The sequence below is a fragment of the Paraburkholderia franconis genome (assembly GCF_009362735.1).
Classification (GTDB): Bacteria; Pseudomonadota; Gammaproteobacteria; order Burkholderiales; family Burkholderiaceae; genus Paraburkholderia; species Paraburkholderia franconis.
Window position 1 is genome coordinate 97,198 of record NZ_WHNP01000030.1, and the last position, 12,646, is coordinate 109,843.

General features: G+C 65.6%; 13 protein-coding genes. 3 read left to right on the forward strand and 10 right to left on the reverse strand.

The annotated features are described in order from the left end of the window. Positions 1-5: 5 nt before the first annotated feature. Complete coding sequence (gene senA / locus GCT13_RS27705; RefSeq protein ID WP_321574661.1) at positions 6-1,202, forward strand: selenoneine synthase SenA; 1,197 nt, start codon at positions 6-8, stop codon at positions 1,200-1,202. Positions 1,203-1,211: 9 nt separating this feature from the next. Here senA and GCT13_RS27710 read toward each other — a convergent pair whose 3' ends face one another. From GCT13_RS27710 to GCT13_RS27745, 8 genes are all read right to left on the reverse strand, one after another. Next, complete coding sequence (locus tag GCT13_RS27710; protein ID WP_152763474.1) at positions 1,212-1,868, reverse strand: nucleotidyltransferase family protein; 657 nt, start codon at positions 1,866-1,868, stop codon at positions 1,212-1,214. After that, positions 1,865-2,905, reverse strand: coding sequence for an XdhC family protein (locus tag GCT13_RS27715; protein ID WP_152763476.1), 1,041 nt, complete (start codon positions 2,903-2,905; stop codon positions 1,865-1,867). The genes GCT13_RS27710 and GCT13_RS27715 overlap by 4 nt, the downstream gene beginning before the upstream one ends. A gap of 17 nt (positions 2,906-2,922) precedes the next feature. Continuing rightward, on the reverse strand, positions 2,923-4,131 hold the full coding sequence (locus GCT13_RS27720) for a vWA domain-containing protein (RefSeq protein ID WP_152763478.1): 1,209 nt from the start codon (positions 4,129-4,131) through the stop codon (positions 2,923-2,925). Further along, complete coding sequence (locus tag GCT13_RS27725; protein ID WP_152763480.1) at positions 4,125-5,021, reverse strand: AAA family ATPase; 897 nt, start codon at positions 5,019-5,021, stop codon at positions 4,125-4,127. Before GCT13_RS27725 ends, GCT13_RS27720 begins: the two co-directional genes overlap by 7 nt. 8 nt (positions 5,022-5,029) lie before the next feature. Next, entirely contained in the window at positions 5,030-5,677 is a 648-nt protein-coding gene (locus GCT13_RS27730) for an SRPBCC family protein (protein ID WP_152763482.1), read from the reverse strand. A gap of 180 nt (positions 5,678-5,857) precedes the next feature. After that, a complete protein-coding gene (locus GCT13_RS27735; protein ID WP_152763484.1) occupies positions 5,858-8,272 on the reverse strand; it encodes an aerobic carbon-monoxide dehydrogenase large subunit in 2,415 nt (804 codons plus the stop codon). 16 nt (positions 8,273-8,288) lie between these two features. Then, positions 8,289-8,819 (reverse strand): (2Fe-2S)-binding protein, encoded by a 531-nt coding sequence (locus tag GCT13_RS27740; protein ID WP_152763486.1) that lies wholly within the window; start codon positions 8,817-8,819, stop codon positions 8,289-8,291. A 22-nt stretch (positions 8,820-8,841) separates the two neighbouring features. After that, a complete protein-coding gene (locus tag GCT13_RS27745) occupies positions 8,842-9,708 on the reverse strand; it encodes an FAD binding domain-containing protein (RefSeq protein ID WP_321574662.1) in 867 nt (288 codons plus the stop codon). Between the two features lie 227 nt (positions 9,709-9,935). On the opposite strand from GCT13_RS27745, the gene GCT13_RS27750 reads away from it, so the two are divergent. Further along, the gene (locus GCT13_RS27750; RefSeq protein ID WP_152763488.1) at positions 9,936-10,739 is read left to right on the forward strand and encodes a PAS domain-containing transcriptional regulator; all 804 of its coding nucleotides are present in this window, start codon (positions 9,936-9,938) and stop codon (positions 10,737-10,739) included. Positions 10,740-11,098: 359 nt separating this feature from the next. Continuing rightward, positions 11,099-11,521, forward strand: a complete 423-nt coding sequence (locus GCT13_RS27755) for a universal stress protein (RefSeq protein ID WP_152763490.1) — start codon at positions 11,099-11,101, stop codon at positions 11,519-11,521. A gap of 156 nt (positions 11,522-11,677) precedes the next feature. Here the strand turns inward: GCT13_RS27755 and GCT13_RS51300 are convergent, their stop codons facing one another. Both GCT13_RS51300 and GCT13_RS27765 read right to left on the reverse strand, forming a co-directional pair. After that, positions 11,678-11,905, reverse strand: coding sequence for a transposase (locus tag GCT13_RS51300; protein WP_407670863.1), 228 nt, complete (start codon positions 11,903-11,905; stop codon positions 11,678-11,680). A gap of 108 nt (positions 11,906-12,013) precedes the next feature. Then, positions 12,014-12,646 (reverse strand): electron transfer flavoprotein subunit alpha/FixB family protein (locus tag GCT13_RS27765; RefSeq protein ID WP_152763491.1); only part of this gene is annotated, 633 nt, incomplete at its 5' end.

Below are 12,646 nucleotides of genomic sequence, written 5' to 3' on the forward strand. Positions count from 1 at the left end.
GCAGAGTGACAACACGTAAACTGGACAAAGCCCAGTTGGATGCGGCATTCATCGATGCTCATCGGCAAACATGGGCGATCCTCGCAGATCTGACACCCTCGCAGATGCAGGTTCCCTGCGACCCCGGCATCAATCCGCCGCTGTGGGAATACGCGCATGTTGCCTGGTTCACGGAACACTGGATACTGCGCGATCCGCAACGAGGCCCGCAAGGCCGGTTCGCTCCCACGCGCCCTTCGCTGCTCGCAAGCGCTGACCGATGGTTCGACTCGGGACGCGTCGCGCACGACGATCGCTGGCATCTTGACCTGCCACCGCTTGCAGAGATTATCGGCTACGCGGACACCGTGCTGGAACAGGTGCGCGCGAAGCTCGCCGCATCGACGGAATCGGACGAGGACCTCTATTATTTCCGTCTCGCGTTGTACCACGAAGACATGCATGCCGAGGCGCTGACCTACATGCGGCAGACGCTGGATTATCCGCCGCATGCGCCGCTTGCGATGCGGCCCGTCGAGCATCTCGCGGAGACGAGTGAGATCGCGATCGGCAGCGAGACGTTCGAGATGGGCGGATCACAGGACGACGGGTTCGTGTTCGACAACGAAAAATGGCGACACGCGGTGTCCGTCGGGCCGGCGCAGATCGACCGACAATGCGTGAGCAACGCGCAGTTCATGGAATTCGTCGCGGCGAACGGCTATGAGAACGAACGCTGGTGGTCGAGCGACGGAATCGCGTGGCTCAAGCGCACCGGCCTGAAAGCGCCGAAGCGTTGGCGCGAAGCGGCGGGAGCGGGTGCAAGAAATGGCTCCGCGCGCTGGGAGCATCGCTGGTTCGGGCAATGGCAGCCGCTTCCGCTGTCGCAGCCGGTCTGTCACGTCAATGCGTACGAAGCGGAAGCGTTTTGCCGCTGGCATGGCCGGCGCTTGCCGACGGAAGCCGAATGGGAGTACGCCGCATGCAATGAGCTGATCGAGTGGGGCGAGTCCGTGTGGGAATGGATGGCCGATCCCTTCGAGCCATATGCGGCCTTTTCCGCTGACCCATACGAGGACTATTCGGCGCCGTGGTTTCATTCGCACCGGAGCGTGCGCGGCGCGTCGTTCGTCACACGCGACCGGATGCGCAATCCCCGTTATCGAAACTTTTATCTGCCGCACCGTAGCGATATCTTCGTGGGGTTCCGTACCTGCCGCTGAGAGCAAGCTTCATCTCTCCAGCGCTTCATGTCCCGCTTCACGTCCGCGCTCGCGCGCCTCCCGTTCGAGCCGCGCGACGATGCGCGCGTAATCGTCGGGCGTGTCCATGTCGACTGTGAACCGGTCGTGCGTCGTCTCGTAGACGAACACCTCGTCGGCGTGCCCGGCGATCAGCTTGCGGCAGCCCGGATTCACGTGACCGCTCACGACCTCAGGTGCATAGCTCGCAGCAAACAGCACCGGGTTGCCGCGCGCGCCGCCGAACGACGGCACGAGGATCGAGCCGCGCGGCATCGATGCATACGCGTCGATCAGTTCGCGATAGTCGGCCGCGCCGAGCAGCACCTGATCGGCGAGGCACACCATGACGGCATCGCACGCGGCCTGCAACGCAGCGACGCCGGCCGCCACCGACGTCATCTGCCCTTCGCGGTAGCGCGCGTTGCTCTGGAACCGCACATCGAGTCCGTCGAGTGCGTCGAATACGGCGCGCCCGTTGAAGCCCGTCACGACGACGACTTCCTGCGGCTGTGCCGCGACGATGGCGCGCACGACGCGCCGTACAGCCGGCTCGCCGCCGACGGGCAGCAGCAGCTTGTGCCGCCCTTCCATCCGCGAAGAGAGGCCGGCTGCGAGCACGACGGCGGAAAAGGTGGCCGCGCTCATCGTTTCTCCATGTGCCCATCGTCCGGCGAGCCAGCCAGATAGCATTCCGGCCGCCGCTCGAACTCGGCCTTGCAGCAGTCGCAACAGAAATAGATTTTCCGCCCGCCGTATTCGACGACGTGCTTCGCCGTCGCGATGTCGATGCTCATTCCGCACACGGGGTTCACATAACGCCCGGCATCGGCGGCAGGTGCGCCGAGCGCCTCGCAAGGCGGCAGCCGCGGCACGGGTTCCGTCGCAACGCTGGCGGCACTGGCCTGTGCGATCGCCGCGCCCTGCTCCATTTCGTGCCTGAGCGCGACGAGTCCCGCCACCGCGCCCAATGCGATCTCCTGCGGCGTGTGCGCGTGGATTGCCGGTCCTGCCGGCGCGTGCAGCGCCGCGAGACGCGCTTCGTCGATGCCGCGCTCGCGCATCGTCTCAAGCAGCCGCCCGGCCTTGCGGCGGCTCGCGATCATAAGCACGGCCGCGACCGTGCTGCGCAGCGCGGCTTCGAGCGCGTCCTCGTCGCCGTCGCCTTGCGTCGCGATCAGCGCAAACGATGCGCCCGCGCGGTCCAGCGCCGCTGCATCGAAACGCGCTTCGCCCGGACGCGCGACATCGGCGGCGATGCACGCGCGCAACCCGACGCGCCGCGCGAGCACACACGCCTCATGCGCCGCAGGCGTCGCGCCGAACACGACGACGAGCGGCGCCGGCACGGTCGGCTGAATGAAGAGTTCGAGCGCGCCATTGCTCGCGCACGGCATCGCATGCGCTTCGACTTCCGCTTCGGGCACGGACTGTTCGTTGCTGATCCGCACGCGCCTCGGCTGCCCGGAGCGGACCGACTGCCGCGCCGCTTCGATCACGATCGTCTGCGCGCAGCCTCCGCCGATCCAGCCGTGCAGCACGCCGTCCCCGTCGACCAGCGCCTGCGCGCCGACCTGTGTCGACGTGGGCGGCGCTGCGCGTATCACGGTGACGACGGCGAACGGCGTGCCCGTCGCGATCAGTTGCTGCTCGAGTCGCAGCAGGTCGGCAGTGTTGGTAGCCATCTCGACAGATCCGGCATTCATTGCAGCGCACCGAGAATTTGAGGAAACACACGTTCGAGGCTCGCGAGATCGCGCGCTCCGGCGAACAGATCGACGTGCGGCAACGCGGCCTGCATCGCCGCGCTGACGGGCTCGAAGCCCGGACGGTCCGCAAGCGGATTGAGCCACACAAGCGAGCGGCAGCGCCGCCGGATCGCGGCCAGCGACTTGCCAAGCTGCGCGCTGTCACCGGCGTCATAGCCGTCGCTGACGATCACGACGGCCGTGCGCGCATGCAGCAGGCGCGGCGCGTAGTGCGCGTTGAACGCGGCGAGGCTTTCGCCGATGCGTGTGCCGCCCGCCCAGCCCTCCGAGATCAGATGCAGCCGCTCCTGCGCGCGCCGCGGATCGGGATCGCGCAGCGCCTCGTCGACGCACACGAGCCGCGTATGGAACATGAAGCTGTGCACATCGGGCAGCCGTCCGCTCAACACGCGCGCAAAACGCAGAAAGAAGAAGCTGTAGAGGCTCATCGAGCGGCTTACGTCGAGCATCAGCACGATGCGCGGGCGCTGTCGCCGCTTGCGCCGCCACGTGAGCTCGACGGGCAGGCCGCCGCGCGACACGCTGCGGCGGATCGTCGAGCGCAGGTCGATCGCGCGCCCCTGGTTCGCGCGCTGCTCGCGGCGCGTTTCGATGCCGCGCAGCCGCTGCGCGAAGCGGCGCAGCGCGGCGTCGATCGCAAAGAGTTCGTTGCGTTCGTTCAGGTGGCGGAAGTCCGCGTGAGCAAGCGACTCGTTCGGCGTGGCGCCTTCGTCGGCCGTGGCGCCTTCGACGGGTGTGCTGCCGCCGTGCTTCGCAAGCGAGACGGGCGCACCTTCGCTCGCGTCGCGCGGCGCCTCTTCCGTCTGAGCGGCCTCATCGCGTTCCAGCAGACCTGCGCCGCCCGCACGCGTCTGCACCATCTTGCGCCGGTTCGGCGCGCGGAAATACACGTCGAACAGTTCGTCGAAGCGCCGCCATTCCTGGGCGCGCGAGCACAGCAGCGCGCGCAGGCTCCAGCGCAGCACGTCGCTGTCGAGCTGACCCATGCGCTGCGCGACTTCGATCGAAGCGGCGACGTCCGCGCTCGTCACGCAAAACGCGTTCTCGCGCAGCCAGCCCGCGAAGCCTGCATAGCGCGCGACGAGCACGGCGGCGAGATCACGAGCGTCGAGTGATGAGGCGCGATCGATGTCCGTCAGCATGACGCCACCAGCCTTTCGACGACGGGCCGCGTGAGGCCCGCCTGATCCTCGCGCGTCTTCACCAGCGCGGCGAGCGAATCCATCACGCGGTCGATGCCGTCCTCGTCGAGCGCGCTCACGCCGAGGCGCAGCAGCGCGGCCACCCAGTCGAGCGTCTCCGCGAGGCCGGGCTTGCGGCGCAGCGCCATCTGCCGCACCGCGTGCACGAACTCGACGACCTGGCGCGCGAGCGCGTCGGGCACGCCGGGCACCTTTGTCTGCACGATCATCAGTTCGCGCTGGAACGTCGGATAGTCGACGTACTGATAGAGGCAGCGGCGGCGCAGCGCGTCGGAGATTTCGCGCGTGCCGTTCGACGTGAGGATCACAAACGGCCGCTCGATAGCGCGGATCACGCCGAGCTCGGGAATCGACAGCTGAAAGTCCGACAGCAGTTCGAGCAGATAGGCTTCGAACGCCTCGTCGGTGCGGTCGATCTCGTCGATCAGCAGCACGGGTGCGGGCGTCGTCGTGATCGCTTCGAGCAGCGGGCGCTTGAGCAGATAGCGCTCGGAGAAAATGTCCTGCTCCTTGTCGCGCATGGGCCGCGCGTCCTGCTCGAAGAGCTTGATGGCGAGCAGCTGATGCGCGTAGTTCCACTCGTAGAGCGCCGCGTGCGCATCGAGCCCCTCGTAGCATTGCAGCCGGATCAGCGGCACATCGAGCAGACGCGCGAGCGCTTTCGCCACTTCCGTCTTGCCGACGCCCGCCTCGCCTTCGAGCAGCAGCGGGCGGCGCATTTCCATCGTCAGCAGCAGCGCGGCCGCGAAGCTGCGCTCGGCGATAAAGCCGTGACTCGCGAGCCGCGCCTGTAGCGCGACGACCTCGGGCATGCGGTCGGTCGGCGTCATCGCGAGCCTCAGCGGCCTTGCGCCTTGTGCGAGAAGCGTCCGTGCAGCCAGTCGCGGATCATCGCCCAGATGAAGGCGAAACCGTTCAGCTCGGCGGCCTGCGCGGGCGGCGGCGTGGCCGCGCGCGCCGCTGGTGCTGAGGCTGGCGTCGCTGCATCGGCGGCGCTTTCTGCCGCATCGGATTGCGTGGTGTTCGCGGTTTGCATCGCATCGAGCCGCGCCGCGAAATTCGCGACGAACTGCTTGAGCAACTGCTCCGACGCGGGCGCCATCAGCCGTCCGCCGATCGCCGCGGCCTTTCCGCTCATCGTCACTTCGCTCTTGCCTTTAAGCGTGCAGGCCGCGTCCGAGGGCTCCACGGCGGCCGTGAGGTCCATCGTCGCCACCGAGCCGCCCGTCGCGTCCGTGCCCTTGCCCCGCAGATGCAGGCTGCGCGTGGCGGCATCGAGCGCGAGCACTTCGATGTCGCCCTTGAACGCCATCGTCGCGGGCCCGAGCCGCACCGTGATCGTGCCTTTATAGCGCGTGTCGTCGACGCGCTCGGTGATCTTCGCGCCCGGCATGCAGGTGGCGACCGCCTCGATGTCCTGCATCAGCTGCCATGCGCTGTCGGCCGTGGCGTCGAGCGGGAATGCCTTGTCGAGTACGACTTTCATATGGGCCTCCTGTCGACCCAGGTTAGCGCTTTAGCGCCTACTTGGGTCCCATGCAGAGCGGTCGACCCAAGTTAGCGCTTTAGCTGTCGGCCGGAGTTAGTGCTTTAGCACTTACACCGGCCCCATGCAGAGCACTTACTCCGGTCCCATGCAACAAGCTGCATCCCGCGCCGGATGCCTTCAGCCAGGCCGCGTGAGCCCAAGCTCGCGGCATTGCTGCCACACACGATACGCGTTGTGCGGCATGTCCATATGCGTGATGCCGAGGTGCGCGAACGCATCGACGACGGCGGACGTAAAGCACGGAATCGAGCCCACATGCGGCGACTCGGCCACGCCCTTCGCGCCGATCGGATGATGCGGCGACGGCGTCACCGTGTAGTCGGTTTCCCAATGCGGCGTCTCGACGGCCGTCGGCACGAAGTAGTCGAGCAGCGTCGCGCCGAGCAAATTGCCCGACTCGTCGTAGGGCAGCTCCTGGCCGAGCGCGACCGCGAAGCCTTCCGTCAACCCGCCGTGAATCTGCCCTTCGATGATCATCGGATTGATGCGCGTGCCGCAGTCGTCGAGCGCATAGAAGCGCCGCACGCGAATCTCGCCCGTGTAGCGGTTCACGTCGAGCACGCACACATAGGCGCCGAACGGGAACGTGAAGTTCGGCGGATCGTAGTAGTCGACGGCTTCGAGGCCCATTTCGAGCCCCTCAGGCACGTTGTTGTACGCGGCCCAGGCCACTTCCTTCACCGTCTTGAACTGGTCGGGCGAGCCTTTCAGCACGAAGCGGTCGAGATCGAATTCGACATCCTCCGCGCTCGCTTCGAGCAGATGCGCCGCGATCTTGCGCGCCTTCTCGCGAATCTTGCGCGACGCGCGCGCGACGGCCGCGCCCGCCACGGGCGTCGAGCGCGAGCCATACGTGCCGAGCCCATACGGCGCAGTCGACGTGTCGCCCTCTTCGACTGTGATCTGCGACGCGGGAATGCCCGCCTCCGACGCGATGATCTGCGCGTACGTAGTCTGGTGCCCCTGCCCCTGCGTGATCGTGCCCATGCGCGCGACGGCCGAGCCGTCCGGATGCACGCGAATTTCGCACGAGTCGAACATGCCGACGCCGAGGATGTCGCACATCTTCGACGGCCCCGCGCCCACGATCTCCGTGAAGTTCACGACGCCGATGCCCATCAGCCATTCGGCGTCCGGATCGGCGCGGCGCTGCGCCTGTTCCGCGCGCAGCCCGTCGTAATCGACGGCGGCCAGCACCTTGCGCAGCGCGGGCTCGTAGTCGCCGGAGTCGTATTCAAGGCCGAGCGGCGTCGCATAGGGGAACTGCTCCTTGCGGATGAAGTTGCGCAGACGGATTTCGGCCTTGTCGATGCCGAGCTTCTGCGCGAGCACGTCGACCATCCGCTCGATCAGATACACGGCCTCCGTCACGCGAAATGAGCAACGGTACGCGACACCGCCTGGAAACTTGTTCGTGTACACGCCGTCGACGGACACGAACGCGTTCGGGATCGCATACGAGCCGGTGCACACATGGAACATGCCGGCGGGCCATTTGGTCGGATCGGCGCATGCGTCGAACGCGCCGTGGTCCGCCACGACATGCACGCGCAACGCCTTGATGCGGCCGTCCTTGTCGGCCGCGAGTTCGCCCGTCATGTGATAGTCGCGCGCGAACGCGGTGCTGGACAGGTTCTCGCTGCGCGACTCGATCCACTTGACGGGACGTCCGAGCACGATCGACGCGACGATCGACGTCACGTAGCCCGGATACACGCCGACCTTGTTGCCGAAGCCGCCGCCGATATCGGGCGAGACGATGCGGATCTTCGATTCAGGTATCGACGACAGCAGGCCGACCACCGTGCGCACAACATGCGGCGCCTGCGACGTGATGTAGACGGTGAGGTCGCCGCGCACCTTGTCGAATGACGCGACGCAGCCGCACGTTTCGAGCGGGCACGGATGCACGCGCGGATACAGGATGTCCTGTTTCACCGTAACGTCCGCGTTTTCGAACATGCGGTCCGTCTTGTCGCGGTCGCCCATCGTCCACGTAAAGATGTGGTTCGGATGCTTGCGCGCGCCGTGCGCGCCCGTCTCCTTGTCGCTAATGTCCTCGCGGATCACGGGCGCGTCGGGTTCGAGCGCCTTCATCGGATCGACGAGCGCGGGCAGTTCCTCGTATTCGACTTCGACGAGCTCGGCCGCATCGGCGGCAACGTAACGATCGTCGGCGACGACGAATGCGACCTCCTGATTCTGGAAGCACACTTTTTCGTCGGCCAGCACGGCCTGCACGTCGCCCGCGAGCGTCGGCATCCAGTGCAGCTTGAGCGGCTTCAGATCGTCGGCGGTGAGCACGGCGTGCACGCCCGGATGCGCGAGCGCGCGCGACTTGTCGATGCGCTTCACGCGCGCATGCGCATACGGACTGCGCACCATCACGCCGAACAGCATGCCCGGCATCTTGATGTCGTCGACGTAAGTGCCCTTGCCCTGGATGAAGCGCGGGTCCTCGCGGCGCTTGCGCGAGCAGCCCATGCCTTCAAGAGCGGCGAGACGTTCGAGACTGGCGTCGAGATTGCCCATGGCGTTTCTCCCGTCGTCAATGCGTGTGAGCCGCGTCCGCCTCGATGAGCGGATGCGAGCTTTCGGCCGTGCCGTCGCGCAGCTTGCGCGCCGCGTACTGCACGGCCTTCACGATGTTCTGATACCCGGTGCAGCGGCACAGGTTCCCCGCCATCCAGTAGCGGATCTCGGCTTCCGTCGGGTCTGGGTTCTCCTGCAGCAGACGATAGGCGCGCATCAGCATGCCCGGCGTGCAGAACCCGCACTGGAGTCCGTGCTCCTGCATGAAGCCTTCCTGCAGCGCGTGCAATTCACCACCCTGCGCGAGCCCTTCGACTGTCTTCACGTCCGCGCCTTCGGCCTGCACGGTCAAGAGCGTGCACGACTTCACCGACATGCCGTTGAAGTCCACCGTGCACGCGCCGCAATGCGACGTCTCGCAGCCGATGTGCGGCCCCGTGTGCAGGCACTTTTCCCTTAGCGTGTGAATCAGCAGCTCGCGCGGCTCGACCGCCACGTCGACCTCGCTGCCGTTCAGCGTGAACGACACCATCGTCTTCTTGCTCATGTCGCGCTCTCCCGATGTGTGCTCAATGCGCGGACCGCTCGTAAGCGGTCCGCAACGCACGGCGCGTCATCTCGCCCGCCATCGCCCGCTTGTAGTCCTCGTCGCCGCGCAAATCGGGCAGCGGATTGCAGGCCGCCATCGCGCGGCGCGCGGCTTGGTCCACATGTGCATCGTCGAACGGCTGGCCGCGCAATGCGTCTTCGGCATCCGTTGCGCGGATCACCGTGTCGCCGACATTCGTCAGAGCAATGCGCACGTCGTCGACGTGTCCATCGCGCATGCGCAGCGTCACGGCCGACGCGGCCGTCGCGAAGTCGCCCGTCTTGCGCTTGAGCTTCGCGTAGCAGTAACCCGTGCCGGCGGCGGGCACGGGGATGCGAATGCCCGTCAGAATTTCGGTGGGCTCGATCAGCGTCGCGTAGGTGCCGACGAAGAAGCCGTCGGCGGGCACGACCCGCTCGCCCTGCGCGCCTTGCAGCACGAACGACGCGTCGAGCGCGATCATCAGCGCGGGATGATCGTTGCCCGGATCGCCGTGCGTGATGTCGCCGCCCAGCGTGCCGCGATAGCGCACCTGCGGATCGGCGATCTGCTTCGCGCCCTCGATGAGCAGCGGACACTTTGCCTCCAGCAGCGCGGACCAGATCAGCTCGTTTTCCGTCGTCATCGCGCCGATCCACAACACGCCGTTTTCTTCGCGGATGCCGTGAAGCTCCTCGAGCTTGCCGAGGTCGATCAGATGCTCGGGCTGCGCGAAACGCAGTTTCATCATCGGCAACAGGCTGTGGCCGCCCGCCAGCAGCTTCGCCGTGTCGCCGTGCGCGCCGAGCAGCGCGAGCGCTTCGGGCAGCGACTGCGGCGCGTGGTATTCGAAAGGTCGGGGAATCACGCGTGTCTCCTTCGTCGACCATGCAGGCTCGTTGCAGTTGTCATCGTTCCGAGGCCGAGGATTTCACAATGCAACGCAGCAATTCAATGTGATTTCCCGAACGGCAGCCTGGCCGCGTCGACGGCCGGAAAACTTGCGTGAAAGGGGGAAAAGACTTAAAACGGATGCACCGTCCCGGCATTGCAGACGCCGCGCACAGCGGTGCGGGAGCATCGGGAGAACCCTGGATGAAACTGTTCGATCATGCCATGCCGATCACCGACGCGCGTCGCGCCGAGACCTTCCAGCACCGGCTGGAACAGTTCAATCCGGGCGTCGTGTGGCTCGATACGCAGGGGCGCGTCACCGCGTTCAACGACGTCGCGCTGCAGATTCTCGGGCCAGCCGGCGAGCAGTCGCTGGGCGTCGCGCAGGACAAGCTGTTCGGCATCGACGTCGTGCAGCTGCACCCTGCGAAGAGCCGCGACAAGCTGCGCTTCCTGCTGCAGTCGCGCGACGCGGGCGGTTGCCCGGTGAAGTCGCCGCCGCCCGTCGCGATGATGATTAATATTCCTGACCGTATTCTGATGATCAAGGTGTCGAGCATGTCGGACATGCACGGCGCGTGCGGCACCTGCATGATCTTCTACGACGTGACCGACCTCACGACGGAGCCCTTGTCCGAAACGCTGGCGGGCACGGTCACGCCGCCGCGACGGCTGCTCAAGATTCCCGTGTACCGCGGGAACCGCGTGATCCTGATCGACCTGAAAGACATCATCCGCTTTCAGGGCGACGGACACTACACGACGATCGTCACGAAGGACGACCGCTATCTGTCGAACCTGTCGCTCGCGGACCTCGAATTGCGGCTCGACAGCAGCATCTTTCTGCGCGTGCATCGCAGCCACATCGTCAGCCTGCCGTATGCAATCGAAATGCTGAAAGCCGACGAGAACATGAACCTCGTGATGGACGACGCCGAGCGCAGCGTCGTGCCCGTCAGCCGGGCGCGCGCCGCGCAATTGAAGGAACGGTTCGGCGTGGTGTGAAGGCTCGTGACTGCAAGGCAATAACGGATCGCCCGTCGCGTTTGAGGCCTTGAGCGGAGAGCGCGATCGGGACCGCCGCTTGCAAATGCGGCGAAGGGCGACGGCCGGGTGACATCGAGTTGCGCATCGCGTTCGACACAGGCTGCACACGGCTTACGACACTTGCCGCGGCGAGCATCGCCTCCGTGGAGTTTTCACGCGTTCAGATGAGGTTGTCGACATGCTGTGGCGTTCTGCCACCCGGGACGGCAAATGGCCGGATGACCATCGTCAATACCCGAGCGACGGGAAGAGGGATACTGCTCACGTGTCGATCTGATTGTCTCTGTCACAGCCGCGCGATGCGCAACTCACTATCCATGTTCAAACACATTCTTCTTCCCGTTGACGGTTCCGACGTATCGCGCAGGGCCGTTGCAAGTGCCATCGAGTTCGCCCGGATCAGTGGCGCGCGTCTTACACCCTATACCTGCGTACACGACCAGTGGATTCCAACCGATAACGAACTGTGGCCTGAATACGCATCACGCGCGCAGGACGAGGCCCGTGCAGAACACGCGAAGATCGAGGAAGCCGCCGCGCAAAATGGCGTGCATTGCGTCGGTGCCACGTCGGCCGCGTCGTCGCCCTATCTGGGGATCATCGCCAAGGCGATGGAGCTGGAATGTGACGTGATCTTCATGGCGTCGCACGGCCGGAACCGGGTCAGCAGCCTTCTGCTGGGCAGCGAAACGCAGAAGGTGCTCAGCCACAGTGCGATTCCTGTCCTCGTCTTCCGTTGAAGTCGCCAGGGCCCGAGTTCAGGTTTTGAGCAGCGCGAAGAAGAATGCGACGAGATCGGTGCCTTTGGACGCCGCTCGTCCATCGGCACGTGACCGAACGTGCAGGTGTTTCGGGACGCTTGCTTAAAGGCGGATCAACGGGAGCGGGCCTTCCCCCTATTCGCTATCCCCTTTCGTCTTGCTCTTTGTCGTAGCAGGAGATAAGGGAAGCGCAATGCCGAGCGCGTCTGCGACTTCGGCGAGCGTGCCATCCCGGCACCATTGACGATATTTCATGTAGCACGTCTGCGCAGGCGGGCCGTCACGCGGCAGATGATGCCAGCGCTCGTTTTGCGTCAGCACCCATAGGATTGCGTTCAGGAGTTCGCGCGGGTCGCGGGGCACGCGACCGTATCTTCACATCCTGTCCCGAGGGAACAGGTGCGCGACCTTGTCCCAATCCTGATCGGATAATGGTTCAAAGCTCATCGCCTGCCCCACCCGCTGATCGGCTTACGCGAGACTCGTGCAGAGTTCCGGCACGAGCGTGAACAGATCGCCGACCAGACCATAGTCCGCGACGCTGAAGATCGGCGCCTCTTCGTCCTTGTTGATCGCGACGATCACCTTCGAGTCCTTCATGCCCGCCAGGTGCTGGATCGCACCCGAGATACCCACCGCGATGTACAGCTGCGGCGCGACGATCTTGCCCGTCTGGCCGACCTGGTAGTCGTTCGGCACGTAGCCCGCATCGACGGCTGCGCGCGAGGCACCCATTGCTGCGCCGAGCTTGTCGGCGAGCGGCTCAAGCACCTTCGTGTAGTTCTCGCCGCTGCCCAGACCGCGGTCGCCCGACACGATGATGTTCGCGCTCGTCAGTTCCGGACGGTCCAGCTTCGTCACTTCACGGCTCACAAACTGCGAGATGCCTGCGTCTGCCGCCGCTTCGATCTTCCCGACCGACGCACTGCCGCCTTCTGCTGCGACCGGGTCGAAGCCCGTTGCACGCACCGTGATGACCTTGACCGGATCAGCCGATTGCACGATCGCGATTGCGTTGCCCGCGTAGATCGGACGCTCGAACGTATCCGCGCTATCGACGGCCGTGATGTCGCTGATCTGCGCGACGTCGAGTTTTGCCGCGAT

Coding starts and splice junctions, on each gene's coding strand:
- GCT13_RS27725 (WP_152763480.1), bottom strand. CDS start 5,021: ATGACGCCGACCGACCGCATGCCCGAGGTCGTCGCGCTACAGGCGCGG.
- GCT13_RS27715 (WP_152763476.1), bottom strand. CDS start 2,905: ATGGCTACCAACACTGCCGACCTGCTGCGACTCGAGCAGCAACTGATC.
- GCT13_RS27730 (WP_152763482.1), bottom strand. CDS start 5,677: ATGAAAGTCGTACTCGACAAGGCATTCCCGCTCGACGCCACGGCCGAC.
- GCT13_RS27735 (WP_152763484.1), bottom strand. CDS start 8,272: ATGGGCAATCTCGACGCCAGTCTCGAACGTCTCGCCGCTCTTGAAGGC.
- GCT13_RS27710 (WP_152763474.1), bottom strand. CDS start 1,868: ATGAGCGCGGCCACCTTTTCCGCCGTCGTGCTCGCAGCCGGCCTCTCT.
- GCT13_RS27755 (WP_152763490.1), top strand. CDS start 11,099: ATGTTCAAACACATTCTTCTTCCCGTTGACGGTTCCGACGTATCGCGC.
- GCT13_RS27740 (WP_152763486.1), bottom strand. CDS start 8,819: ATGAGCAAGAAGACGATGGTGTCGTTCACGCTGAACGGCAGCGAGGTC.
- GCT13_RS27750 (WP_152763488.1), top strand. CDS start 9,936: ATGAAACTGTTCGATCATGCCATGCCGATCACCGACGCGCGTCGCGCC.
- GCT13_RS27720 (WP_152763478.1), bottom strand. CDS start 4,131: ATGCTGACGGACATCGATCGCGCCTCATCACTCGACGCTCGTGATCTC.